The 23,625-nt window shown below is 68.0% G+C and carries 20 protein-coding genes and 1 pseudogene; 13 read left to right on the plus strand and 8 right to left on the minus strand.

All coding sequences use genetic code 11. The annotated features are described in order from the left end of the window. Position 1: 1 nt before the first annotated feature. Together ACLB1G_RS06930 and ACLB1G_RS06935 are read left to right on the plus strand one after the other, a co-directional pair. Positions 2 to 675, plus strand: a pseudogene (locus ACLB1G_RS06930) (ABC transporter permease). A 181-nt stretch (positions 676 to 856) separates the two neighbouring features. Then, entirely contained in the window at positions 857 to 1,900 is a 1,044-nt protein-coding gene (locus ACLB1G_RS06935) for a zinc-dependent alcohol dehydrogenase family protein (RefSeq protein WP_491626634.1), read from the plus strand. Here ACLB1G_RS06935 and ACLB1G_RS06940 read toward each other — a convergent pair. From ACLB1G_RS06940 to ACLB1G_RS06950, 3 genes are read right to left on the minus strand one after another with little or no spacing between them, the layout of a single operon-like run. Next, positions 1,878 to 4,394: a cation-translocating P-type ATPase gene (locus ACLB1G_RS06940; RefSeq protein WP_491626461.1), complete on the minus strand. Its 2,517-nt coding sequence runs from the start codon at positions 4,392 to 4,394 to the stop codon at positions 1,878 to 1,880. The genes ACLB1G_RS06935 and ACLB1G_RS06940 overlap by 23 nt on opposite strands. Next, complete coding sequence (locus ACLB1G_RS06945) at positions 4,391 to 5,347, minus strand: poly-beta-hydroxybutyrate polymerase N-terminal domain-containing protein (protein ID WP_491626462.1); 957 nt, start codon at positions 5,345 to 5,347, stop codon at positions 4,391 to 4,393. The genes ACLB1G_RS06940 and ACLB1G_RS06945 overlap by 4 nt, the downstream gene beginning before the upstream one ends. A 1-nt stretch (position 5,348) precedes the next feature. Then, positions 5,349 to 6,185: a universal stress protein gene (locus ACLB1G_RS06950; RefSeq protein WP_491626463.1), complete on the minus strand. Its 837-nt coding sequence runs from the start codon at positions 6,183 to 6,185 to the stop codon at positions 5,349 to 5,351. A 213-nt stretch (positions 6,186 to 6,398) separates the two neighbouring features. Between ACLB1G_RS06950 and treF the strand changes: the two genes are divergently transcribed. From treF to ACLB1G_RS06965, 3 genes are all read left to right on the plus strand, one after another. Continuing rightward, positions 6,399 to 7,988, plus strand: coding sequence for an alpha,alpha-trehalase TreF (treF, locus tag ACLB1G_RS06955; protein WP_491626464.1), 1,590 nt, complete (start codon positions 6,399 to 6,401; stop codon positions 7,986 to 7,988). Positions 7,989 to 8,051: 63 nt separating this feature from the next. Further along, positions 8,052 to 9,752 (plus strand): acyl-CoA dehydrogenase family protein, encoded by a 1,701-nt coding sequence (locus ACLB1G_RS06960; RefSeq protein WP_491626465.1) that lies wholly within the window; start codon positions 8,052 to 8,054, stop codon positions 9,750 to 9,752. A gap of 107 nt (positions 9,753 to 9,859) precedes the next feature. Next, positions 9,860 to 10,948, plus strand: a complete 1,089-nt coding sequence (locus ACLB1G_RS06965) for an SGNH/GDSL hydrolase family protein (RefSeq protein ID WP_491626466.1) — start codon at positions 9,860 to 9,862, stop codon at positions 10,946 to 10,948. 202 nt (positions 10,949 to 11,150) lie between these two features. Here the strand turns inward: ACLB1G_RS06965 and ACLB1G_RS06970 are convergent, their stop codons facing one another. Next, positions 11,151 to 11,765, minus strand: coding sequence for a TetR/AcrR family transcriptional regulator (locus tag ACLB1G_RS06970; protein ID WP_491626467.1), 615 nt, complete (start codon positions 11,763 to 11,765; stop codon positions 11,151 to 11,153). A 96-nt stretch (positions 11,766 to 11,861) separates the two neighbouring features. On the opposite strand from ACLB1G_RS06970, the gene ACLB1G_RS06975 reads away from it, so the two are divergent. The 3 genes from ACLB1G_RS06975 to ACLB1G_RS06985 are packed head-to-tail and all read left to right on the plus strand — an operon-like array spanning position 11,862 to position 16,017. Next, positions 11,862 to 13,313, plus strand: coding sequence for an efflux transporter outer membrane subunit (locus tag ACLB1G_RS06975; RefSeq protein WP_491626468.1), 1,452 nt, complete (start codon positions 11,862 to 11,864; stop codon positions 13,311 to 13,313). A 15-nt stretch (positions 13,314 to 13,328) separates the two neighbouring features. Beyond that, positions 13,329 to 14,471, plus strand: coding sequence for an HlyD family secretion protein (locus ACLB1G_RS06980; protein ID WP_491626469.1), 1,143 nt, complete (start codon positions 13,329 to 13,331; stop codon positions 14,469 to 14,471). 1 nt (position 14,472) lies between these two features. Continuing rightward, positions 14,473 to 16,017, plus strand: coding sequence for a DHA2 family efflux MFS transporter permease subunit (locus tag ACLB1G_RS06985; protein WP_491626470.1), 1,545 nt, complete (start codon positions 14,473 to 14,475; stop codon positions 16,015 to 16,017). A 121-nt stretch (positions 16,018 to 16,138) separates the two neighbouring features. Here ACLB1G_RS06985 and ACLB1G_RS06990 read toward each other — a convergent pair whose 3' ends face one another. From ACLB1G_RS06990 to ACLB1G_RS07005, 4 genes are all read right to left on the minus strand, one after another. Then, on the minus strand, positions 16,139 to 16,666 hold the full coding sequence (locus tag ACLB1G_RS06990) for a hypothetical protein (protein WP_491626471.1): 528 nt from the start codon (positions 16,664 to 16,666) through the stop codon (positions 16,139 to 16,141). After that, the gene (locus ACLB1G_RS06995; protein ID WP_491626472.1) at positions 16,656 to 17,081 is read right to left on the minus strand and encodes a hypothetical protein; all 426 of its coding nucleotides are present in this window, start codon (positions 17,079 to 17,081) and stop codon (positions 16,656 to 16,658) included. Before ACLB1G_RS06995 ends, ACLB1G_RS06990 begins: the two co-directional genes overlap by 11 nt. 213 nt (positions 17,082 to 17,294) lie before the next feature. Next, positions 17,295 to 18,173, minus strand: coding sequence for an alpha/beta hydrolase (locus tag ACLB1G_RS07000; RefSeq protein ID WP_491626473.1), 879 nt, complete (start codon positions 18,171 to 18,173; stop codon positions 17,295 to 17,297). Between the two features lie 46 nt (positions 18,174 to 18,219). After that, positions 18,220 to 18,996: an SDR family NAD(P)-dependent oxidoreductase gene (locus tag ACLB1G_RS07005; RefSeq protein WP_491626474.1), complete on the minus strand. Its 777-nt coding sequence runs from the start codon at positions 18,994 to 18,996 to the stop codon at positions 18,220 to 18,222. A 102-nt stretch (positions 18,997 to 19,098) separates the two neighbouring features. Between ACLB1G_RS07005 and ACLB1G_RS07010 the strand changes: the two genes are divergently transcribed. The 5 genes from ACLB1G_RS07010 (at position 19,099) to ACLB1G_RS07030 (ending at position 23,614) form a co-directional block, all read left to right on the plus strand. Beyond that, positions 19,099 to 20,013, plus strand: a complete 915-nt coding sequence (locus ACLB1G_RS07010; protein WP_491626475.1) for a LysR family transcriptional regulator — start codon at positions 19,099 to 19,101, stop codon at positions 20,011 to 20,013. Positions 20,014 to 20,276: 263 nt separating this feature from the next. Continuing rightward, complete coding sequence (locus ACLB1G_RS07015) at positions 20,277 to 21,311, plus strand: sensor histidine kinase (RefSeq protein WP_491626476.1); 1,035 nt, start codon at positions 20,277 to 20,279, stop codon at positions 21,309 to 21,311. After that, positions 21,308 to 22,060, plus strand: coding sequence for a LytR/AlgR family response regulator transcription factor (locus ACLB1G_RS07020; RefSeq protein WP_491626477.1), 753 nt, complete (start codon positions 21,308 to 21,310; stop codon positions 22,058 to 22,060). Before ACLB1G_RS07015 ends, ACLB1G_RS07020 begins: the two co-directional genes overlap by 4 nt. A gap of 18 nt (positions 22,061 to 22,078) precedes the next feature. Then, a complete protein-coding gene (locus ACLB1G_RS07025) occupies positions 22,079 to 23,143 on the plus strand; it encodes a S41 family peptidase (RefSeq protein WP_491626478.1) in 1,065 nt (354 codons plus the stop codon). Positions 23,144 to 23,284: 141 nt separating this feature from the next. Continuing rightward, positions 23,285 to 23,614 (plus strand): ArsR/SmtB family transcription factor, encoded by a 330-nt coding sequence (locus ACLB1G_RS07030; RefSeq protein ID WP_491626479.1) that lies wholly within the window; start codon positions 23,285 to 23,287, stop codon positions 23,612 to 23,614. Positions 23,615 to 23,625 lie beyond the last annotated feature (11 nt).

Here is a 23,625-nt window from a genome sequence, read left to right on the forward strand (position 1 = left end):
CATGGGGGCGCTGGTGCGCATCCTGCGGCTGGGCGGCAAGGAGCTGTGGAGCCTGTGGCGCGACCCGGTCATGCTGGGATTGATCGTATGGACATTCTCGGCCGCCGTCTACCTGGGGGCGGTGGGCCAGCCCGACACCCTGTCCGGCGCCGCCCTGGCCATCGTCGACGAGGACATGTCGCCGCTGTCGCAGCGCCTGCGCCTGGCCTACCGGCCGCCCCAGTTCACGCCGCCGCAGCTGCCGCCGGTGTCCGCCGTGGACGCCACGCTGGACGCCGGCCGCCATACCTTCGTGCTGGTGATACCGGCCGGTTTCCAGCGCCGCGTACTGGCCGGGCGGCGTCCGGCGCTGCAGCTGAACGTGGACGCCACCCGGGTCGGCCAGGCCTACACCGGCGCCGCCTACATCGCGTGCATCGCCGAGGCCGAGGTGGACGGCTTCCTGCGGCGCGGCCGGGACGAGCCGGCGCCACCACGCCGCGCGAGAGCATCCCGGCCATGGTGCGCCTGCCCATGCTGCTGGCGCCGACCACCCATTACATCGCCGTGACCCAGGCCATCCTGCTGCGCGGCGCCGGGCCGGCGCTGGTGTGGCCGCAGCTGCTGGCCCTGGCCGCAATCGGCGCGGTCCTGTTCGGAGCGGCGCTGTGGCGCTTCAGGCTGGCCGGGCGTTAAGAACGCGGGCTCGAAGTAGCGTCCTCTAGCATAAGCAGCGGCAGGCACCTTTGATATTGCTCACACTTTGGATACGCGCGCAGGCTATGCTGGATCTGACACTGCAGAAAGAGGAGGCATCATGGCAGACTTGCTGACCCGATTCGATCATCCCGCCGCCAGCGGCGGCGCACCGGACGCCATGGCGGCGCTGGTGTACCACGGCCCCGGCCACCTGGCGCTGGAGACCCGGCCCCGTCCCACCCTGGTGGAACCCGGCGACGCCATCGTGCGCGTCACTCGCACCACCATTTGCGGCACCGACCTGCACATCCTGCGCGGCGACTTGCCCGATTGCAAGCCCGGTACCATCCTCGGCCACGAGGGGGTGGGCGTGGTCGAGCAGGTGGGCGCCGCCGTCGCTGCGCTGCGGCCGGGCGACCATGTGCTGATTTCCTGCATCACCGCCTGCGGCCGCTGCGACGCCTGCCGGCGCGCCATGTATTCGCATTGCGCCAGCGGCGGCTGGCTGCTGGGCCACCTCATCGACGGCACGCAGGCCGGGTATGTGCGCATCCCGCATGCGGACACCAGCCTGCACCGCATCCCGCCCGGCGCCGACGAGGAGGCGCTGGTCATGCTGAGCGATATCCTGCCGACCGGCTACGAGTGCGGCGTCCTGAACGGGAGGATCGCGCCGGGCGCCAGCGTGGCCATCGTGGGCGCCGGCCCGATCGGGCTGGCGGCCCTGCTGACCGCGCAGTTCTACACGCCCGCCTGCGTGACCATGATAGACCTCGACCAGCACCGCCTGGCCGTGGCGCGCCGCTTCGGCGCCAGCGCCACCGTGGTGGAGGGGCCGGAGGCGGCCGCCGAGGCGCTGGCCCTGAACGGCGGGCGCGGCTACGATACCGTGATCGAGGCGGTCGGCCTGCCGCAGGCCTTCGAACGCTGCGAGGAACTGGTGGCGGCGGGCGGCGTCATTGCCAACATCGGCGTGCATGGGGAAAAGTGCGACCTGCACCTGGAGCGCCTGTGGTCGCACAACATCACCATCACGACCCGGCTGGTCGATACCTGCACCGTGCCGCAGCTGCTGCGCGCAGTCCAGGCCGGCAAGCTGGCGCCGGGCAGCCTGCTCACCCACCGCTACCCGTTGGGGCGCATGGAGGAGGCCTACCGCACCTTTGCCGACGCCGGCGCCAGCCACGTCCTGAAGGTGATCATCGAAGTCTCCAACCCATGATGCGCGGCGCCAGCCTGGCCGCCTCCAGCAGCAGCACCAGCACGGCGGCCAGGGCCGCGGCGGCGCCCAGCAGGGCGGGCGGCGGGGCGTCGAAGCGGAACAGGCCGGCCATGGGCGGCAGGTACAGCGCCGCGGCCAGCATGGCCAGGGCGGCGGCGGCCACGATCCAGAACGCCGGGTTGCCATTGCCCAGGGCACTGGCGGCGCCGCGCCGGCCGGCGCGCTGGACCAGCAGCAGGGCCAGGTTGCACAGCACTATGGCGGCAAAGCCGAAGGCGCGCGCCTGGCGCTCCGGCAGCCACGCCACGGCCAGGGCATAGGATGGTGCCAGCAGGGCCAGGGCGGCGGCGCCGGCCAGCAGGGCCCGGGCAATCTCGCGCAGTCCGAACAGCTCCGACCCTGCCGGGCGCGGCGGGTGCGCCATCAGGCCGGGCTCGGGCGGTTCGCGCTCGAACACGATGGCGCAGGCAGGATTGATTACCAGCTCCAGGAACACGATGTGCACCGGTCCCAGCATCACCGGCCAGCCGAACAGCGCCGGCAGCAGCGCCATGCCGGTGATGGGCAGGTGGATGGCGGCCACATAGGCCATGGCCTTGCGCATGTTGGCGAAGATGCGGCGGCCGGCCGCGACCGCGTCCACGATGGAGGCGAAGCGGTCGTCCAGCAGGGTCAGGTCGGCCGCTTCGCGCGCCACGTCGGTGCCGCGCCCGCCCATGGCGATGCCGATGTCGGCCGCCTGCAGCGCCGGGGCGTCGTTGACGCCGTCGCCCGTCATGGCCACCACGGCGCCGCCTCGCTGCAGGGCGCGCACGATGGACAGCTTGTGTTCCGGCAGAATGCGGGCGCACACGCCCACCGTGGACAGGCGCGCCGCCAGCGCCTCGCCATGCAGCGCGGCCAGTTCCGCGCCGCTGGCGGTGTCGCCGCGCAAGCCGGCCTGGGATGCGATGGCGGCGGCCGTCCCTGGATGGTCGCCGGTCAGCATCACGACGCGGATCCCGGCCGCGTGGCAGGCCTGCACGGCGGCGCGGATGCCGGGCCGCAGCGGATCGGCCAGGGCGCATAGTCCGGCCAGCGTATAGCCGCCGGCCGGCGGCTCCCCGGGCAAGTGGCCAGGGGAGCGCACATGCGCCACCGCCAGCACGCGCAGGCCCCGCTCCCCCATGCCGCGCGCCGCTTCCAGGGCCGCTGCGCGCTGTGGCGGCGCCAGCATGCACATGGGGATCACGCTTTCCGGCGCGCCCTTGACGGCAATCACCGGGCCGGCCTCCTGCCCCGGCTGCCATGCTTGCAGCAGGGCGCGGCGCTCGGAAGTGAACGGGTATTCGCGCAGCAGCGTCCAGCCCGGCGGGGGCGCCGGCTGCGGCAGGCGCGCCGCATGCTCCTGCAGGGCCAGTTCCAGCGGGTCCCGGGTGTGCGGCGGCGTGGCCAGCAGCGCCCAGCGCAGCACCTCCAGCTGCGGCCCGGACAGGACAGCGTCCGGCGCGCCGCTGTCGCCATCGGACCACAGGCATTGCAGCGCCATGCGGTTTTCCGTCAGGGTGCCGGTCTTGTCCACGCACAGCACCGAGGCCGCGCCCAGGGTTTCGATGGTGGCCAGGCGGCGCGTCAGGACGCTCTCGCGCGCCAGGCGCCAGGCGCCCAGGGCCGGAAACACGGTCAGCACCACGGTGAATTCTTCCGGCAGCACCGAAATGGCCAGCGCGACCCCGGCCAGCAAGGCGTCCAGCCAGCGCACGTCGCGCAGGCCCAGCAGCAGCACCAGCAGCGCGCTGCAGGCCAGTCCCAGCAAGGCGAAGCGGCGCGCCAGGCGGGCGTTCTGCGCCTGCAGCGGCGACGGCGGCGGGGCAATGGCGTGCAGCGAGGCGCCGATCCGGCCCAGCGCGCTGCGCGGGCCGGTGGCGCTCACCTGCGCCACCCCATGCCCCTGCGTGACCAGAGTGCCGGAATAGACCCAGGGCTGGTCGTCGCCACCGGGTATGGCGGGCGACACTGCCGGACCGGCCAGTTTGCGCACCGGGACCGATTCGCCGCTCAGCAGCGACTCGTCCACCATCAGTCCGCGCGCCGACAGCAGCACGGCGTCGGCCGGGATACGCACGCCCTCATCGAGCAGCACCACGTCGCCGGCCACCAGCTCGCGCGCCGGCACCTGCTGGCGGCGGCCGTCGCGCAGGACCAGCGCCGACGGACTGCCCAGCGTGCGCAGCGCCTGCAGCGCGCGCTCGGTCTTGCCCTGCTGGTGCAGCGTCAGGCCGATGGTGACCGCCACCATCAGCGCCAGGAAGCCGCCCTCCAGCGGTTCGCCCAGCAGCAGGTAGAGCAGGGCGGCGCCGCACAGCAGCAGGAACATGGGCTCGCGCACGGTGTCCGCCGCCATGCGCCACCAGCCGCGCCGGTCGCGGTCGGGCAGGGCGTTGGGGCCGTCGGCGGCCAGGCGCGCGGCCGCTACGCCCGCCGTCAGGCCGGTGACCGGCGCGGCGCCAGTCATGGCTCCAGCACGTAGGCGCCGGGCGCGTCGTCCAGCGCGTGCGAGGGCGGCGGCGGCGCCTGCAGCGGACCGGCGTGGCGCGCCAGCCACGCTTCCCATTCCGGCCGCCAGGAGCCGGCCCGGACCGGCTGGCTGGCGCGCCAGCTGTCGGCGTCGATGAAGGGGGCGTTCGGGCGGTGGGTGGCCACCTGGTAGCTGCGGCCGCCGGGACCGGCCGGGGCCACCACGCCCGCGTTGTGGCCGCCGGAGGCGCTCGTGGCCTGGGCCACCGGATTGGTCGCCAGGAAGTTCGATGGCGCGGCGCTGTCGAGCAGCTGGCGCGCGATGAAGGTCACCACCTCGGCATGGTGGCGCGACACCCCGCGCACGCCGGTGGTGGCGCACTGCCACCATTGCTGCGCCAGCAGGAAGGCTTGCGACGTGGCGTTGTACGGCCACACCTGCCAGGCCGGGTCGGCGAAGCGCCGGTCCGATGGCGGCGCGATGATCACCGGGGCGGGCTCGTCCGCCTGCGGCAGCGCGGCGTGGCCGGCGTAGGCCAGCCAGCGCACCGCCCCATCGAGCGCGAACATGGCCAGCTGCAGCTGCTTGGACGGCGCCAGCAACAGGTGCGCGGCCCAGTCGAACCAGGCCCCGGCCACGGCCACCGGCGAGACCGAGGCCGTCAGCCGGGCCAGGGCGGCGTTGAACAACAGGTCGGCAAGGTCGTCGTCGCTGTCGCCCTGGGCGCAATACTGCACCGAGCCGGGCATGGCGGGCGCGCCGGCGGTTGGCAGCCCGGCGTCGGGCGCCCGTTCGGGCGCATGATAGGCCGCGGGTTCCGGCGCGTAATCCAGCGCATGATGCGCCGCAGGCGCCGGCGCGGACTCGCGCCCCGCGTCCGGCATGGCAGCCGGCTTGGCGTCCGGCGGCACCGCCATGGCGGGGTGCCAGCATCCTTCCAGGTCGGCCATGTCAGTGCGCCAGCAGCAAGGGCACGCTGGCGTCGTCCAGCAGGCTGGTGGTGGCGCCCCCGATCAGCCACTCGCGGTAGCGGCTGTGGCCGTAAGCGCCCGCCACCAGCAGGTCGGCGCCCACGTCACGGGCCAGGCCCAGCAGGGCGGGCGCCGCGCCCAGCGTGCTGTGTTCGCGCACCACCTCCACCGGTACGCCGTGGCGCGCCAGGTAGGTGGCCAGGTCGGCGCCGGGACTCTCGCCGTGGGTTTGCGTCAGTGAGTCCGGGTTGATCACGGCGACCTTGACCGAGGTGGCCTCTCGCAGCAGAGGCAGGGCGGCGGCGACCGCGCGGCAGGCTTCGCTGCTGGCGTCCCAGCCGACCACGGCGACGTTGCCGACCTGCTGCTTGCCATAGCCGTCCGGCACCACCAGCACCGGACGCGTGCAGTGCAGGGCGACATAGCCGGCCAGGCCGGCGGTCAGGCGGGCGCGGGCCCCGGGCGGGGTGCCGGGACTGAGCACCAGCAGGTCGGCATAGGCCGACTGCAGCAGCAGGGCGTGTTCGGCGTCGTCATTGATGATGCGCTGTTCCCAGGACGCCACGCCCAGGCGCTGCATGGCTGCCGTGAAGGCCTGCAGCTGCTGCGCCGCATGTTCGCGCAGCAGATCGTAGTCCGCCGCGGGCAGCGCACCCATGGGAGAACTGCCGAGCATCAGGTAATCCTGCGGCGCGATGCCGGTGACGGCGCTGCCCACCAGATGGGCGGCATGGCGGGCGGCCAGGGCAGCCGCCACTTCCAGCCTGGGGGCCAGCCCGGCGCTGCCGTCGACGTGCACGAGTATGGTCTTGTACATGGTGCGCTCCTTTTATTGGTCGTGGTATCCAGTGTAGGAGCGCGGGAGGAGTGGCAGGGTTCCCGGATTTGAGCTTGATCAAAAACCGTGCACGGAAATTTGCGGCAATTGCACGCTTGAATATGTGGGATGGCTCACCGGGTTCCGATACGCGCGCCGTGCGCGCACCAGCCTGCTTATACTGCGCTAGCCTACAGCTACCATGGAGCGCAAATGAAAATACGGGAGATGCCGAGCGGCGGCGTGCGGCTGGCCGCCCTGATATGCGTGCTGCTTGCCGTGGCGGCCGGGCCAGGGTACGCGCAGCGTGGGAGCCCTGCGGTCACGCCGGCCGATATGCCACGGCCGCCGCAGGAGGTGTACGGCGCCCTGTTCGAGGCGGTGCAGGCCGCGCACATCTATCCCGATGCCAAGACCTTCGCCGATGCGGTGGCCAGGGAGGAGCCGGCCGCCATCCTGGCGCGCTACCGGCAAGAGCGGCCCCAGGGCGCGGCGCAGCTCAAGGCTTTCGTCGAGCGCCACTTCACCCTGCCGGAACCAGCCCAGGTCACGCTGCGCCAGCACATCGCCTCCCTGTGGCCGATACTGGCGCGGCCGCCGCTGGAGCCGCCGAAGTGGTCGTCGGCGTTGCCGCTGCCGGCCGCCTACGTGGTGCCGGGCGGCCGCTTCCGCGAGATCTACTACTGGGATTCCTACTTCACCATGCTGGGCCTGCGCGCGGACCGGCGCGAAGACCTGGTGGCGTCCATGCTCACCGACTTCAAAAGCCTGCTGCAGCGCTACGGCCATATCCCGAACGGCACGCGCACCTACTACCTGAGCCGCTCGCAGCCGCCGTTCTTTGCCGCCATGACGCGCCTGCAGCCGGCCGACGATGCGCTGGCGGCGCTCAAGACCGAGCATGCCTACTGGATGCGCGGCGCATCCTGCCTGCCGCGGCAGGGCGCGGGCGCCTGCGAGCATGTGGTGCGGCTGCAGGATGGCGCCATCCTCAACCGCTACTGGGACGCCAGGGACACGCCGCGCGACGAGGCGCTGGGGCCGGACCTGGCCACGGCGCGCGACAGCCGCCGTCCCGCGTCCGAGGTCTACCGCGACCTGCGCGCCGCCGCCGAAAGCGGCTGGGATTTCTCGTCGCGCTGGCTGGACGATGCGCAGCGCCTGTCCACCATCCACACCACGTCCGTGCTGCCGGTGGACCTCAACAGCCTCTTGTACCAGCTGGAAGAAGAAATCGAAACGCGCTGCGCCGCCGCCCGGGACGCCGCCTGCGCCGTTGCATTCCGGCGCGCGAGGGAGCAGCGCGCCGCCGCCATACAGCAGTACCTGTGGCTCGCCAGCGAACAGCGCTATGCCGACTACGACACCCGCAAGGGCGCGCCCACGGAAGTGTTGAGCGCGGCCACCCTGTTCCCGCTGTGGGTGGGCATCGCCACGCCGGCCCAGGCGCAGGCGGTGGCGGCCACCACCCGCAACCGGCTGCTGGCCGAGGGCGGCCTGCGCACCACGCTGGTCCGCACCGGCCAGCAGTGGGACGCGCCCAATGGCTGGGCGCCGCTGCAGTGGATCGCCATCGACGGCCTGGAACGCTACGGCCACAAGGAGCTGGCGCGCGATGTCGCCGCGCGCTGGGTAGCCACCGTGGACCGCACCTGGCGCGAGACCGGCAAGCTGCTGGAAAAATACGATGTCGAGGAACGCAAGAGCGGCGGTGGCGGCGAGTATCCCACCCAGGACGGCTTCGGCTGGACCAATGGCGTCACGGCCGCGCTGCTGCAGCGCTATCCGCACCTGGAAGATTGAACGGCTAGCCAAAATATCAGTTTACCTGATAATATCGCCACAGTTCTTTTTCGAGCGAGCGCCATGTTCACCTACCAGCCCCCCGTCAAGCATATGCGGTATGTCCTGTTCGATGTCCTGTCCGCGCAGGGACAGGTGGATGAAGACCTGGCGCTCCAGGTGCTGGAGGAGGCGGGGCGCTTTACCAGCGAGGTGCTGTTCCCGCTCAATGCGACCGGCGACCGCGAGGGCTGCACCTTGCGCGAAGGCGCCGTGTCCACCCCGGACGGCTTTGCGGACGCCTACCGCCAGTTCCAGCAGGCCGGCTGGCCGGCGCTGGCCTGCGACCCCGAGGACGGCGGCCAGGGCCTGCCGCATGTGCTGGAATGTGCGCTGCAGGAGATGATGGTGAGCGCCAACCACGCCTGGACCATGTATCCGGGCTTGCTGCACGGCGCCTACACCTGCCTGAAGGCGCACGGCAGCGAGGAATTGAAACAGCGCTACCTGCCGCGCATCGCCAGCGGCGAGTGGCTGGCCACCATGTGCCTGACCGAGCCGCAGGCCGGCAGCGACGTCGGCCTGCTGCGCACCCGCGCCGTGCAGCAGGCCGATGGCAGCTACCGCCTGGGCGGCGCCAAGATCTTCATCTCCGGCGGCGAGCATGACCTGACGGAGAACATCGTCCACCTGGTGCTGGCCCGCATCGAGGGCGCGCCGCAGGGCAGCCGTGGCATTTCCCTGTTCATCGTGCCCAAGATCCTGCCCGATGGGCGCGTGAACCGCGTCGCCTGCACCGGTATCGAGCACAAGATGGGCATACGCGGCAGCGCCACCTGCTCCATGGAGTTCGACCAGGCAGAGGGCTGGCTGGTGGGCGAGCCGAATCGCGGCCTGGCCGCCATGTTCTCGATGATGAACGCGGCCCGCCTGCTGGTCGGCGCCCAGGGATTGGGCATCGCGGAAACGGCCATGCAGAACGCCGAACGCTATGCGCAGGAACGGCTGCAGATGAAAGCGGTGGCGCGCCCGGTGGAACGCAGCGATGCGGCGGCCGATCCCATCATCCTGCATCCGCCGGTGCGGCGCCTGATCGCCACCCAGCGCGCCTACGTGAACGGCGGGCGCATGATGCTGTACTGGAGCGGCTTGCTGCTGGACCTGGCCGCGCATGAGCAGGATGGCGCCAGACGCGCGGAGCTGGAAGCCACGCTGGCCCTGGTCACGCCGGTGATCAAGGCCTTCCTGACGCAAAAAGGCTTTGACGGCGCCAGCGCGGCCCTGCAGGTCTACGGCGGCTACGGGGTCATCACGGAAACCGGCATCGAGCAATACCTGCGCGATATACGGGTGGCCATGATTTACGAAGGCACCAATGAAATCCAGGCCATCGACCTCGTCATGCGCAAGATCGTGGCCGACCGGGGCGCGGCGCTGTCCCGCTTCTTGGACCAGGTGCGGCGCGACCTGTCGGGCGGACAAGCGCATGCCGCGCAGCTGCTGGCCCTGGCCGACGACCTGGAAGGCATCGCGCGCGAGCTGGCCGCGCGTGCCCCGGACCAGCCGGAGCTGGCGCACTGGATTGCCCAGGATGTGCTGGAGCTGCTGGGCCACTGCATCCTGGGCTGGCTGTGGCTGCGCAGCGCCCGCGCTTCCCTGGCATTGCGCGAGCAGGACCCGGCCTTCCACGGCGAGCAGCTGGAGACGGCATCGCATTACTTCTGCTTTGCATTTGCCGATACCCACGCGGCGCGCGCCGTCATCCGCGCGCGGCTGGCTGCCTGATCGCCCCCGGCAGGAGGGCAATCGATCCTGCGTTTGATCTGCGGGCGTGGCCCATCAGCGTGAATGCGCAGTAAAATCATGGCATTCCATCACGACGCCACCGCCATATGCGACCACTTACCACCCGCTTGATCAGCGCCGTCAGCGCGCTCCTGTTTGCCGGCCTGGCCACGGCCGGCGTCACCATTGCGCCCGACAACGCCCAGCTGCAGTACACCGGCCGTATCGATTTCGCCTATCCGGCGGCGCCGGTACTGTCCTGGCCCGGCACCAGCATCGAGGGCGCATTCACCGGCAGCAGCCTGGCCCTCACGCTGGATGACCAGAAGGGCAAGAACTACTTCAACGTCTTCATCGACGGCGACCTGGAACATCCGCACATCGTGGCGGCGGAGCAGGGCAGCAAGCGCTATCCGGTGGTGGACGGCCTGGCGCCGGGGCCGCACCGCTTCCTGGTCACCAAGCGCACCGAGGGCGAGGAGGGCAGCACCGTGTTCCAGGGTCTGGAACTGGCCGATGGCGGCAAGCTGCTGCCGCCGCCTGCGCGCAAGCAGCGCCATATCGAATTCTTTGGCGATTCCATCACCAGCGGCATGGGCAACGAGGCGGCCGATGGCAAGCCCGATAACGTGGGCGCGGAGAAGAACAACTTCCTGTCCTATGCCTCGATCACGGCGCGCAACCTCGATGCCGAGGCCCACATCACGTCCCAGAGCGGCATAGGCGTGATGATCAGCTGGTTCCCCTTCATCATGCCGGAGTTTTACCAGCAGCTCAGCGCCGTCGGCAAGAACGACAGCCGCTGGGATTTCAGCCAGTGGACGCCGGACGTGGTCGTGATCAACCTGTTCCAGAACGACAGCTGGCTGATCGATGACCACAAGCGCCTGGTGCCGCATCCCAGCGACGCCGACCGCGTGGCGGCCTACAAGAAGTTCGTGCAGACCATACGCGCGCGCTATCCCAAGGCCTACATCGTGTGCGCACTGGGCAGCATGAACGCCACCCGTCCTGGGTCCAAGTGGCCGGGCTACATCAGCGAGGCGGTGGCGCAGATACGCAAGGAGCAGGGCGACCAGCGCATCGATACGCTGTTCTTCGACTTCACCGGCTACACGGCGCACCCGCGCGTGCGCCATCACCAGGCCAACGCGGCCAAGCTGACCGCCTTCATCCGCGAGAAGATGGGGTGGTAGCCCCCTGAGAAGGGCGACTCGACATGAGCGTGGCGAGGCGCCGGGTCGAAGACAGTGCACCTGCACGGCGAGGCCCGGCAACAACGCCACGGCCATGTTCAGGCCCCCTTCAGAAGGGCGCCTCAACATGAGCGTGGCTAGGCGCCGGGTCGAAGACAGTGCGCCTGCACGGCGAGGCCCGGCAACAACGCCACGGCCATGTTCAGGCGCCCTTCGGTCCGTAGGCGGCCATGAAGACGGGGATTGCGCGCCCCACCACGGCCGCGATTTCCTCTTCGCTCACCTCATCGAGCTCATGGCACAGGAAGCGCTCCATCAGTTCAGCGTCCAGCAGGGCCTTGAGCTGCTGGGCCGCGACGTGGCTGTCGGCGCGCCGCAGCTTGCCCTGTTCCATGGCGCGCGTCAGGAAGTCCGCGATGATGGTCAGGCTGCGCTGCGGTCCCAGCTGGTAGCAGCGCGCACCCAGGCCCGAGCGGCCGCCTTCTGCCACCACCAGCCGCCGCACGGCCCGCACGTGCGGCGCGTACAGCAGGCCCAGTAGCCGCCGCCCGAAATCTTCCAGCACCTGCACCAGGTTGCCGCCATCGCTGCCGGCCAGCGCCGCGTGCACCGCCTCGAATTCCGCTTCCTTGGAGCGGTACATCACCTCGAAGAACAATTCCTCCTTGTTGGCGAAGTAGTTGTAGATGGTGGCCTTGGAGCCGCCGCCGCGCTTGCTCACCTCGTCCATGGACGCGCGCTCGAAGCCCAGCTCGGAAAAGACCTGCTCGGCGATATTCATGATGGTCTGGCGGCGCGCCTCGGTCTTTGCTTTCATGGCTGTGCTTAAGTGAACTGAGGATTCCAGTTTAGCTTGTCTTTAGCCACGCCACAATGCTAAACTAAACCGTACAGTTCACTTAAAGAGATATTCATGCGTGAAAAGAATGCAGTTTCGACACGATGGCGGGCATCCAGGCTGCTGCTGGCCGCCGCCTGCGCCGCTGTCGCCGCTGGATGCGCCCAGCTGCCGGCGCACCAGGATGCCGCGCGTATCAGGACGGCGGCCGATTTTGCCAGCGCCGCCACGCTGGCCGCGCCGCAAGCGGAGTGGCCGTCCGACCAGTGGTGGAGCGGCTATGGCGACGCCCAGCTGGACCGGCTGGTGGGCGAAGCCCTGCAAGGCTCGCCCGACCTGGCGGCCTCCCAGGCCCGCCTGGCGCGCGCGCAGGCGGCCACAGGCACGGCCGGCGCCGCCTCCAGGCCGCAACTGTCGGCCAACGGTTCCATCACCGGCCAAAAGCTGAGCAGCAATTACCTGACCCCGCCGGCTTTCACGCCATCCGGCTGGAACGACTATGGTCAGGCCACGCTCAACCTGAGCTGGGAGCTGGACTTCTGGGGCAGGAACCGCGCCGCCTTGGCGGCCGCCACCTCGGAGCAGGAAGCCAGCCGCGCCGAGCTGGCGCAGGCGCGCCTGGTGCTGGCCTCCGGCGTGGCCGACGCCTACAACGAACTGGCCCGCCTGCACGCAGCACGCGACAACGCGGCCCAGATGGCGGAGGTGCGCGCCACGACCTCCAGGCTGTTCGCCGAGCGCTACGCCAATGGCATGGAAACCCTGGGCAGCGTGCGCCAGGCAGACGCCCGCCGCGCCCAGGCGCAGGGCAGGGTGATGGAGCTGGATGAACAGCTGGCGCTGCAGCGTAACAGGCTGGCCGCGCTGCTGGGCGCCGGTCCGGACCGCGGGCTGGCGATCGGCCGTCCTGCACTCGCGTTCGAGCGTCCGTTCGGGCTGCCGCCGTCGCTGTCGGCCGACCTGCTGGGACGCCGTCCGGACGTGGTGGCGGCGCGCCTGCTGGTGCAATCGCAGGACAGCCGCATCGCCGCCAAGAAGGCCGAGTTCTACCCCAACGTCAACCTGTCTGCCATGGTGGGTGGGCAGGCGCTGGGACTGGGCACGCTCACCAAGGCCGGCTCCGGCATGGCCAGCGTGGGTCCGGCCATCTCGCTGCCGTTGTTTACCGGCGGCCGCTTGCAGTCCGAACTGCGCGGCGCCCGCGCTTCCTATGACGAAGCGGTGGCCAACTACAACGGCGCCCTGGCGCGCGCGCTGCAGGAAGTGGCCGACAACGCCGCCAGCCAGCGCGCCCTGGGCGAACGCCTGCTGCGCGCCCAGGAAGCGGTGCAAGCCGCGCGCGACGCCCACCGCGTGGTGCGCGAGCGCTACGACGGCGGCCTCGCCACCTGGCTGGAAGTGCTGAACGTAGAGGACGCGCTGCTGGACAGCCTGACCGCGCTGACCGACATGCAATCGCGCGCCATCACCCTCGATATCGCCCTGAACCGCGCGCTCGGCGGCGGCTACCAGGCCGCCCAACAATAATGACCAGGACCCATCATGACTGAACACACCTCTCCCGCGCAGGAAGCCGCCGCCGACCTGGTGCTCAAGCAGCGCCGCAACAAACGCCTGGCCGGCCTGGGCGGCGCCGTCGCCGTGATCGGCGCGGCCTCGGCCGCCTACTGGTTCCTGGTCGCTAGCCATTATGTCTCCACCGACAACGCCTACGCGGCGGTGGAGGTGGCGCAGGTTACGCCTGCGGTGGGCGGCACCATCCTCGACGTCAAGGTCAAGGATACCCAGGCCGTGAAAAAAGGCGACGTGCTGGCCGTGATCGACCCCACCGACGCCAGGTTGGCCCTGGCCCAGGCCGAGGCGGAACTGGGCCGCGCCCAGCGCCGCGTGCGCGCCTATGTCGCCAACGACAACGGCCTGGCGGCCCAGATCGCGGCGCGCAACGCCGACGAACAGCGCGCCGCCGCCCAGCTGGCGGCTGCCGTCTCGGACCGCGAACGCGCCAAGGTCGATTACGACCGCCGCAATGCCCTGGTGGCGTCCGGCTCGGTGTCCGGCGACGAGATGACGCGCGCCAAGAATTCCCTGGCCGCCGCCGATGCCAACCTGGCGGCCGCCAAAGCCGCCGCCGCCCAGGCGCGCGCCACCCGCGTGGCCGCCGAAGGCGCGCGCGACGCCAACGCCGTGCTGATACGCGACGCCGACGAAGCCACCAATCCCGAAGTGGCGCTGGCCCGCGCCAAGCGCGACGCGGCCCAGGTCGACCTGGACCGCACCGTGATCCGCGCGCCCATGGACGGCGTGGTGGCCAAGCGCCAGGTGCAGGTCGGCCAGCGCGTGCAGGCCGGCACGCCGCTGCTGTCGGTGGTGCCGGTGCAGGACATGTACGTCACCGCCAACTTCAAGGAAGTGCAGCTGGAGCAGGTGCGCGTGGGCCAGCAGGCCACCATCAAGGCCGATTTGTATGGCAGCGGGGTGACCTACCACGGCGTGGTGGAAGGCTTCTCGGGCGGCTCCGGCGCGGCCTTTGCCGCCATCCCGGCGCAAAACGCCACCGGCAACTGGATCAAGGTGGTGCAGCGCCTGCCGGTGCGCATCCGCCTCGACCCCAGGGAGCTGGAGGCGCATCCGCTCAAGGTCGGCCTGTCGATGACGGCCAAGATCGACACCCGCACCGGTGCCTGACATGAGCGCGGGCCATCACGTCCACAGCCCCCAGCCGCTGACCGGCGGCATGCTGTGGTTCGCCGCCCTGATACTGGCTTCGGCCAACTTCATCGCGGTGCTGGACATGACGATTGCGAACGTCTCTGTCAGCAATATCGCCGGTGGACTGGGCGCCAGCACCAGCCAGGGCACCTGGGTCATCACTTCCTACGCGGTGGCGGAAGCCATCACCGTGCCGCTGACCGGATGGCTGGCGGCGCGCTTCGGGCCGGTGCGCGTGTTCGCCACCGCCATGGCCATGTTCGGCGTGTTCTCGGCGCTGTGCGGGCTGTCCAATTCGCTGGGCATGCTGGTGTTCGCGCGCATTTGCCAGGGCCTGGCCGGCGGTCCGCTGATGCCGCTGTCGCAGACCCTGCTGCTGCGCATCTTCCCCAAGGAGAAGGCGCCGGCCGCCATTGCGCTATGGTCCATGACCACGCTGGTGGCGCCGGTGCTCGGTCCCATCATGGGCGGCTATTTGTGCGACGAGTACAGCTGGCCGTGGATCTTCAACATCAACGTGCCGATCGCCATCGTGTGCGCCTTCATCGGCTGGAACCTGCTCAAGCGCTACGAGGAGCCGCTGGTGCGCAATCCCATCGACCGGGTCGGCCTGCTGCTGCTGGTGATCTGGGTCGGCGCCCTGCAGCTGCTGCTGGACGAGGGCAAGAACCTGGACTGGTTCTCCTCGCACGAGATCGTGGCGCTGGCAGTGGTGGCGGCGATCGGCTTCGCGGCCTTCCTGATCTGGGAGCTGCACGAGCAGCATCCCATCGTGGACCTGCGCGTGTTCCGCCACCGCGGCTTTTCGGTCAGCGTGCTGACCATCTCGGTGACCTTCGCGGCCTTCTTCGGCATCAACGTGCTCACGCCCTTGTGGCTGCAGAACTACATGGGCTATACCGCCACCGAGGCGGGGCTGGTGACGTCCTGGACCGGTGTGTTTGCCGTGTTCGTGGCCCCGGTGGCGGCCGGACTCTCGGCCAAGGTCGATCCGCGCCGCCTCGTGTTTGGCGGCGTGACGCTGATCGGATTGGTGACCCTGTGGCGCATGCACGCCACCACCGACATGGACTTCTGGACCATCGCGGTGCCGCTGATGGTGATGGGCCTTGGTCTGCCGTTCTTCTTCGTGCCGACCACCGGGCTGGCCATGGCCAGCGTGGAGGAGCATGAGATGGCCGGCGCCGCGGGCCTGATGAACTTCCTGCGCACCCTGTCCGGCGCCTTCGCCACCTCGCTGGTGACCACCTATTGGGAAGACCTGACCACCATCATGCACGCCGAGCTGGTGGGCCTGGCCGACGCCGACGGCGCGGTGCGCACGGTGCTGGAGAGTAGCGGCGCCAGCGGCGAGGCGCTGCTGCTGAATATCGACCAACTGGTGCAAGGACAGAGCGTGATGCTGGCCACCAGCGAAATCTTCGGCCTGATCGGCATCGTGTTCCTGCTGGCCGCCACGCTGATCTGGCTGGCGCCCAAGCCGACCAGGGTAGTCGACCCCGCCGCCGCCGGCGGCCACTGAGAGGCCCTGTCAAAAAGACCGTGGCGTCGTTGCAGCTCCTCGCCACGCTCCTTTTGAAACGTCCGCTGAACATAGTTTTCCCCGCATGGCGGCGGCACGGACCGCCGCATGCGGGGGCCTTTCACGATGCAGTCTCGAAGTCCCAGCGCGGCTCAACGGGGCTGTAGGCCCGCAAAATCTTGTTCATGAAAGCCCGTATTTGCGGATGCTGGCGTAGTGACACCACCAGCTCGTGCGGCAGTGTGCGAACACCCGGATTGTTCAGCAAGCTCGATAGCGCCTCATGATGCTGCGGCGTAGCAGCCGCCACCTCCTGCGCCACGGCGCGGAGTGAGGGGATGAATACAAAGGTGCTGTACGGCACACCGAAAGCAGGCGTGGACAGCAAGCGCAGCTGCAACTGCTCCAGTTCGACAGGATCATCATCGTTCGCATCCAGCACCACCATGACTGGAATGCCTTCCTGAAGCAGGATGTTGCGTGCCAGGGTGGTCACAGCCAGTCTTTGTTGTCCCGCAAAGTAGCGGGCCTTTTGCAGAGGGGTGCCATCAAGTAAGCAGCGCAGGAGTCGGGTTTCAGGCAATTCTTCCGTTACCAGAATCACTGGTGCGACCTCTTCCCTTGAATGCTTGGCTACTCTATTCATCATTCCCCTCCATTCCCTGGTAAAGGTGAGCATAATCCGTCATTCCAAAACGGCATAGATTGCGATATTTCCTGAGCAAAATAGCGCGCAAATCTTGCTGTTCCAACCCTGCAAACACGTCCTCCTCTTGCCACAGCAGAGTTCGCTGTGGCGCAGTAATGTCGGTCACGTCGAGTGCCGGCTTGGTAAACACTCCGGCGACAAATATACATCCAAAGACAGTTGGCGGACGCCGCTCCAATTGGTGGCGAATCTTGGCAATCACAGCCATGTCGTTGCGGGCCATGTCTTTGCATTCGATGAGGAAAACCAGTTCGTTGAGATAGACGGCGCCATCGATTTGTTCGATGGGTTTGCCTGCCGGAGGAACGTTGAAACCATATTCGACCTCCAGTCCGGAAAGTTCGAGCCCACGCACTACCAGGTGCTCGAATGCTTTCCCCGCAGGCCAGGTTGGGGTCGCACCGCTTTGGATGTTTTACCGAAGCCCGCGTAACTCGCGCCAGTGCATTTTTCTAACGCGCTCAACATATGTATCCATGATGGGAGGCCTCAAAACAAAAGGCCAGCGTGCCACGAATAGGCCGCCGGCCAGGCGAGTTGCGTCAAGGTCCCAGCATGAACGCTGTGTTTATTTCGCCATCCCGATATCCTTCAGCCACGCCATGAACTGCCCCGTCCAGCTGCGCACCGTGCCGGACGGCGGCGCCACGCCGAAGCCGTGTTCGCCCTGGCGGTACACGTGCAGCTCGGCGGAGCCGCCCTGGTCGATGATGTGGTTGAACACCTTGGTGGCGATCTTCACCGGCAGCTTGCTGTCGTTGGCCGCGTGCGCGATGAACCAGGGCGTGCGCTGGTCCACCTTGGGCATCTTGTTGTCCGGCGGGCTGGCGTAGATGAGGCCGATGAAATCGGGCTTGCTGCCCAGGCGTTCGACCGGGTCCCGGGCGCCGGCCTTGCCATCGCTGGCATCGATGGTCAGCCGTATCGCCATGGTGCCGCCTGCGGAGAAGCCCAGCACGCCGATGCGCGCCGGATCGATCTTCCAGTCCGCCGCATGCGAGCGCAGCACGCGCATGGCGCGCCCGGCGTCGTTCAGGGCCAGCAGCGGCGACATCACATCCCAGCTGCGCTCCGCGTCCGGCGCCACCACGCGGTACTTCAGCACCGCCGCCGAGATGCCGACGGAATTGAGCCAGCGCGCCACCTCGTGGCCTTCCTTGTCGATGGCGACATAGCGGAAGCCGCCGCCCGGCAGCACCAGCACCACCGGCGCGGCGGCATCCAGCCCCGGCGCCGGATACCAGGTCAGCGTGGGATTGCTGACGTAGCCGAGATAGCGGTCCAGGCGTCCGGTCTCGTGCTTGTCCTCCGACGTTTCGGCATGCTCGTGGCGGAAACCGGGCGCGCCGTCGGGCCACAGCGGCACTTCTTGCGGCGCCTGTTGGGCATGGGCGAGGCCGGCGCACAGCGCCAGCGGCAGCAGCACACTACGGCAGATGCGGTTCATCAGCGGCGTCTCCTTTATTGTCATGGGAGGCGCCAGCATAGCGTATTTACACGAACATGCCACCCGAGGCTTCGATGCGCTGGCCGTTGATCCAGCCGCTGCCGGCATCGAGCAGCAGCGCCACCGCCGCGCCGATATCGTCCGGCTGCCCGACCCGGCCCAGCGCCGTGTTGGAAGCCACCATGGCCGCCACCTGCGGATTGTCGCGCACCACGCCGCCGCTGAAATCGGTGGCAATCGCCCCCGGCGCCAGGGTGTTGACGCGGATGCCGCGCTCGCCCAGTTCCTTGGCCAGGTAGCGCGTGAGCACCTCGACCGCGCCCTTCATCATGGCGTAGGCCGATTTGCCCGGCAGGGCGAAGCGCGCCAGGCCGCTGGAGACATTCAGGATGCTGCCGCCATCGGCCAGCAGCGGCACCAGCGCCTGGGTCAGGAAGAATACACCTTTGACGTGAACGTTCATCAGGGTGTCGAATTCCTGTTCGGTGGTGTGCAGGAAGGGCGTATTGGCGCTGCCGCCGGCGTTGTTGAGCAGGGCGTCGAAACTGTCGCGGCCAAATTCCGCGCGGAGCACTTCCTGGAAGCGCGTGGTGAACGCCGGGAAGGCGGCCACGTCGCCGCTATCGAGCTTGAGGGCGGCGGCGCGGCGGCCCAGCGCGCGGATTTGCGCCACCGTGTCCTCTGCGGCATCCGGGCGGCTGATGTAGGTGATGGCCACGTCCCATCCGGCTTGGGCCAGATGCAGGGCGCTGGCGCGGCCCAGGCCCCGGCTGCCGCCGGTGATGAGGGCGATACGGCTGGTGTGTTGTGCGGTGCTGTTCATGTCGTGGACTCCATTGTCGGTGGGGGAGGACTTCACTATACTGGTTGAAACAGCCGCGATAAATGCGTGGATTTCGTCATCATCTGTCGGAATTTTCAACCAATGAACCAGCCCACACCGAGTCCAGACGACTTGCGCGCCTTCGTGCTGGTGGCGCGCCACGCCAGCTTCACCAAGGCCGCCCAGCAGCTGCAGCTGCCGCGCGCCACCGTATCGAGCGCCGTGCTGCGGCTGGAGAGCCGACTCGGCGCGCGCCTCCTGCAGCGCACCACGCGCCGCGTCCAGCTCACCCACGAGGGGGAGGAACTGCTGGCGCGCAGCGCGCGCCTGCTGGACGACCTGGACGACATCGCCGCCCTGTTCCAGCAGCGCGACGCCCAAATCAGCGGCCGCCTGCGGGTCGACATGCCGCTGGGGATGGCGACCGAGGTCGTGTTGCCCAAGCTGCATACCTTTTATGCGCGCCATCCCGCGATACAGGTGGACGTGTGCAGCACCGACCGCAGGGTGGACGTGATAGGGGAGGGCTACGATTGCGTGATACGCGGCGGCGCGGTGGTGGATGAATCGCTGGCGCACCGTCCGCTGGGCGCGATGGTGCTGCTCAACGTGGTGGGCCGCGAGTATGCGGAGCGTTACGGTGTGCCTTTGTCTCTCGCTGATCTGGACAGGCACCTGCTGGTGAACTACCAGCCCAACGTGTCGGATGCGCCGGCCGGTTTCGACTACGTGGAGGCGCGCAGCGGCCGCAGCGCATCGGTGCCCATGAAGCATATCGTCACCGTGAACAATAGCGTGGCCTACACGGCGGCTTGCGAGGCGGGACTGGGCATCGCCCAGCTGCCGTCGCTGCGGGCCGGGCAGGGCATACGCAGCGGCGCCATGGTCGAGGTGCTGCCCGAGTTTCGCGCCGCGCCCATGCCGGTCAACCTGCTGTTCCCGCACCGGCGCAATATCCCCAAGCGGGTGCGGGTGTTTGCCGACTGGGTGCAAGAGTTGGCCGCGATGATGATGTAACGCTGAACAAGCGGCCTCAGCGTCGAGCTTGGTTGAATAGTCAGTTGAATGAGGAGTCTGAACGGCAGCCACCGCCTGCAGAGGTTCCTGAACCCGGCTCGCCGCAAGATAGGCACGGGTCGCCGCAATTGACTCGACCGCTGCCGAGCTGTCACCTAAGGTCTATGCTTCACGACTTCTGTACCGTACATGTACATATTGACGTCTATTCGCCAGGTGATTGAAACGCTACAATCGCGGGATTGTATTTTTGGAAACCTCCTGTGAAAGTCGACACCCCCTTGCTCGTTCCCGCGCTGGCCGCACTACCGGTGTCGGCCTGCATGGTGATACTCGGCCTGCCTGCCGCCAGTGATCCCTATATCGTAGCCTTTCGCACGCTATTCCTGGTGGCCTGCCTGTTGTGGCTTATTCCGCTGACGCTGCTCCAGCGGGCCATGTGGCGTCGCGATTGGTCCTGGCTGCGCATGGGGCCGATATTGCTGGCCACCACCTATGCCATGGCAATTACCAACGCCTTTCTGGGGCAGAGCTTTGGGATCGCGATAGGACGGGAGACCGGCTACCAATGGCGCTATCTGGCACGTGGCCTGGATAGCTGCTGGCTGGCGCTGGTCGCGTTCTGCGCGGTCCATGCGCTGGCGGCCTATTACCTGTCGCTGCAACAGCTTCGTTTGCACCTGGCCCAGGCGCAAAGCGCGTCGCGCGACGCCGAACTTCGCGCGCTGCGCCTGCAGGTCCACCCACACTTCCTGTTCAACTCACTTAATGCGATCTCAGCGCTGGTGTCGGCCCAGTCCAACCGGGAGGCCAACCGCATGCTGGCATGCGTGGCCGATTTCCTGCGCGCCACCCTGGCGCACGATGGCCGCCACGAACATGCGCTGGCCGATGAACTGGCCCTGCTTGACGCCTATCTGGCCATCGAAAAGGCGCGTCTTGGGGAGCGCCTGCGCGTCACCATGAAAACCGGTCCCGACCTGCTGGGCAGCGTCGTGCCTTACCTGGTGTTGCAGCCGCTGGTCGAGAATGCGATCCGCCACGGCATCGCGCCACTGGCCGCGCCCGGGCAGCTTGATATTCTGGTCGAGCGCGCCGGCACGCGCCTGCTCATCGGCGTGCAGAATGACGCCCGGCCGTCGGCGCAACACGGTAGCGGCATAGGCTTGACCAACGTCCGGGAGCGCCTGCGCCACCTGTACGGCGCGGAACAGGAGGTTGATGCGGGCTGGCGTCCCGATGGCCGCTTCCACGTGCAGATCGCGATGCCGCTGCGCCGCATCGAGGCGGCGGCATGAACATCAGGGTGGTGATCATCGACGACGAGCCGCTGGCCCGGCTGGCGGTCAGCGCCAGGTTGGCGCAGCGCGGCGGCTTTGAACTGGTGGGCGAATTCGGTGACGGCGACAGCGCTTACCAGGGGATACTATCGCTCAAGCCCGACCTGGTATTTGTCGACGTCGAGATGCCGGGCAAACGGGGCCTCGACGTGCTGGCCGCACTGCCACCGGCGCAGCGGCCGATGACGATACTGCTAACCGCATACGAAGGCCATGCGCTGCAGGCGTTTGAACTGGCCGCCCTCGATTATCTGCTCAAGCCGGTCGATGACGAGCGCTTCGATGAAGCCCTGGGCCGGGCGCAGCATGCGTTCCCCTACCGGGGCCAGACTCGTGCCGCGACACCTGCGCTTACGCCAATGCGTAACTTCAGCGTGCGTGTGGGATCGCATACGGTCTTGGTGCCGGTGGCCGATGTCGAGCGCATCGAGGCCGACGGCGACTATGCCTCCCTGCATGCGAATGGCAAGACCTGGCTGGTGCGGGAACGCCTGCACAACCTGGCCATGGAGCTCGATCCGCGCCAGTTCCTCCGCGTGCACCGCTCGTCCATTGTACGGCTGGACATGATCGCCGAACTGCGTTCACTGACCAACCGGGACGCCATGCTGCGCCTGCGCGACGGCACTGTGCTGCGCGCCAGCCGCTCCTACATGCCGGCACTGACAGAAGCGCTGCAATACTTCAACACAAAATCCGTTTCGTAGGCCAACCTGGAGAATTGTATGTTAAATAGCAAGACATGGGTCGCATCTGTTGTGCTGGGCGCGCTGTGCTCCTTACCCGCCTTCGCGGGGGAGGATGCCGCCCTGAACGCGTCCGACCGCGACGCGATTGTGCAGACATTGGCGGCGAAGATCAACGCGAACTACATCGAACCCACGAAGGCCGGGCGGATCGGCACTGCGATCATCAGGAAAAATGCGGAGGGAGGCTATGCGTCTGCAGCCAACGCGACGGCGTTTAGCGCCGCGCTGAAGCACGACTTGCGCGAAATTAGCGGCGACATGCATTTCAGCGCCGGCCGTTATGAGGGCTTCAAGGAACCCAGCGGCGCCGAGGAGGCGCCGAGCCGCGCCCAGACGGACGAATGGCGACTTGCGGTTGCCCGGCGCGGCTTTGACATCGGGAAGATCGAACGTCTTCCCGGCAACGTCGGCTACATCGAGTTGCGCCGCTTCGCCGGCGTGGAATTCGTCAGTGCGGCGTACACGGCGGCCATGTCGCTCCTGGCGGGCACCGATGCGCTGGTGATCGACCTGCGCCGCAACGGCGGCGGTGACCCCGCCAGCGTGGCTTACCTGATCAGCCATTTCCTCCCGGCCGGAGATGTGCGCCACCTGATCGATATCTATGATCGCCCGACCGATACGACGCGGCAGATCTGGACCGTTCCGGCGGTCGCGCAGCGTTACGACAAGCCTGTATATGTACTGATCTCGGCCAGGACGGGTTCCGCCGCCGAGGACTGTGCCTATGACTTCCAGGTGCTGAAGCGTGGCACCCTGGTCGGTGAAACCACCATCGGCGCATCCAATCCGACCAGCTGGTACAGCTTGGGACACGACATCGCGGTCTCGATCCCGACGGCGCGCACGATCAATGTCGTCACCAAAACCAACTGGGAGCAGGTCGGTGTCAAACCGGATGTCGCTGTGCCGGCAGCGCAGGCCTTGCAGGCGGCGCATGCCGCCATCCTGCGCAAGCTGGTGGAATCTGCCAAGGAGGGCGACGAACGCACCGAACTGCAACGCCTGCTCGCCGTGGTGGAACAGGGCGGAGCCGGGTAGGCATGGCAGTGACAGGCCGCACACCAGCGCTCCGTGCCCGGCACGTGACCAGGTTACGGTGTGCGGCCTTCGATGACGGTTGAATTATCGCAGTGGTTGCTGTACGATATTTCAATAATTATCGAATAATAGAATGCTTGCATGGATACCAAAGACGTCCTGGCTGCACTGGCCGCGATCGCGCAGGAAAGCCGCCTGGCAGTGTTCCGGCTCCTCATCCAAGTCGGACCTGAAGGCATGGCTGCCAGCAAAATAGCCGAACAGCTCGATATCGCACCCTCATCGCTGTCGTTTCACTTGAAGGAGCTGGTCCACGCCAAGCTCATCACTTCCCGCAATGAAGGCCGTTTCGTCATTTACTCGGCCCATGTCACTGTAATGAATGGCTTGATCGGCTACCTCACGGAAAACTGCTGTGGCGGTGTTCCATGTGGTCCGGCAAGCTGCGCCCCCAACCTTACCGTCAACTGATACGGAGAACG

It is taken from the genome of Duganella kummerowiae (assembly GCF_053572355.1).

What these genes read in the sequence shown, in the direction of transcription:
- ACLB1G_RS07030 (WP_491626479.1), top strand. Translation starts at nt 23,285, where the DNA reads ATGGATACCAAAGACGTCCTGGCTGCACTGGCCGCGATCGCGCAGGAA.
- ACLB1G_RS07020 (WP_491626477.1), top strand. Translation starts at nt 21,308, where the DNA reads ATGAACATCAGGGTGGTGATCATCGACGACGAGCCGCTGGCCCGGCTG.
- ACLB1G_RS06940 (WP_491626461.1), bottom strand. Translation starts at nt 4,394, where the DNA reads ATGACTGGCGCCGCGCCGGTCACCGGCCTGACGGCGGGCGTAGCGGCC.
- ACLB1G_RS06945 (WP_491626462.1), bottom strand. Translation starts at nt 5,347, where the DNA reads ATGGCCGACCTGGAAGGATGCTGGCACCCCGCCATGGCGGTGCCGCCG.
- ACLB1G_RS06975 (WP_491626468.1), top strand. Translation starts at nt 11,862, where the DNA reads ATGCGTGAAAAGAATGCAGTTTCGACACGATGGCGGGCATCCAGGCTG.
- ACLB1G_RS06935 (WP_491626634.1), top strand. Translation starts at nt 857, where the DNA reads ATGGCGGCGCTGGTGTACCACGGCCCCGGCCACCTGGCGCTGGAGACC.
- treF (WP_491626464.1), top strand. Translation starts at nt 6,399, where the DNA reads ATGAAAATACGGGAGATGCCGAGCGGCGGCGTGCGGCTGGCCGCCCTG.
- ACLB1G_RS06965 (WP_491626466.1), top strand. Translation starts at nt 9,860, where the DNA reads ATGCGACCACTTACCACCCGCTTGATCAGCGCCGTCAGCGCGCTCCTG.
- ACLB1G_RS06970 (WP_491626467.1), bottom strand. Translation starts at nt 11,765, where the DNA reads ATGAAAGCAAAGACCGAGGCGCGCCGCCAGACCATCATGAATATCGCC.
- ACLB1G_RS06980 (WP_491626469.1), top strand. Translation starts at nt 13,329, where the DNA reads ATGACTGAACACACCTCTCCCGCGCAGGAAGCCGCCGCCGACCTGGTG.
- ACLB1G_RS07010 (WP_491626475.1), top strand. Translation starts at nt 19,099, where the DNA reads ATGAACCAGCCCACACCGAGTCCAGACGACTTGCGCGCCTTCGTGCTG.
- ACLB1G_RS06990 (WP_491626471.1), bottom strand. Translation starts at nt 16,666, where the DNA reads ATGATGAATAGAGTAGCCAAGCATTCAAGGGAAGAGGTCGCACCAGTG.
- ACLB1G_RS06960 (WP_491626465.1), top strand. Translation starts at nt 8,052, where the DNA reads ATGTTCACCTACCAGCCCCCCGTCAAGCATATGCGGTATGTCCTGTTC.
- ACLB1G_RS07000 (WP_491626473.1), bottom strand. Translation starts at nt 18,173, where the DNA reads ATGAACCGCATCTGCCGTAGTGTGCTGCTGCCGCTGGCGCTGTGCGCC.
- ACLB1G_RS07005 (WP_491626474.1), bottom strand. Translation starts at nt 18,996, where the DNA reads ATGAACAGCACCGCACAACACACCAGCCGTATCGCCCTCATCACCGGC.
- ACLB1G_RS06950 (WP_491626463.1), bottom strand. Translation starts at nt 6,185, where the DNA reads ATGTACAAGACCATACTCGTGCACGTCGACGGCAGCGCCGGGCTGGCC.
- ACLB1G_RS07025 (WP_491626478.1), top strand. Translation starts at nt 22,079, where the DNA reads ATGTTAAATAGCAAGACATGGGTCGCATCTGTTGTGCTGGGCGCGCTG.
- ACLB1G_RS06985 (WP_491626470.1), top strand. Translation starts at nt 14,473, where the DNA reads ATGAGCGCGGGCCATCACGTCCACAGCCCCCAGCCGCTGACCGGCGGC.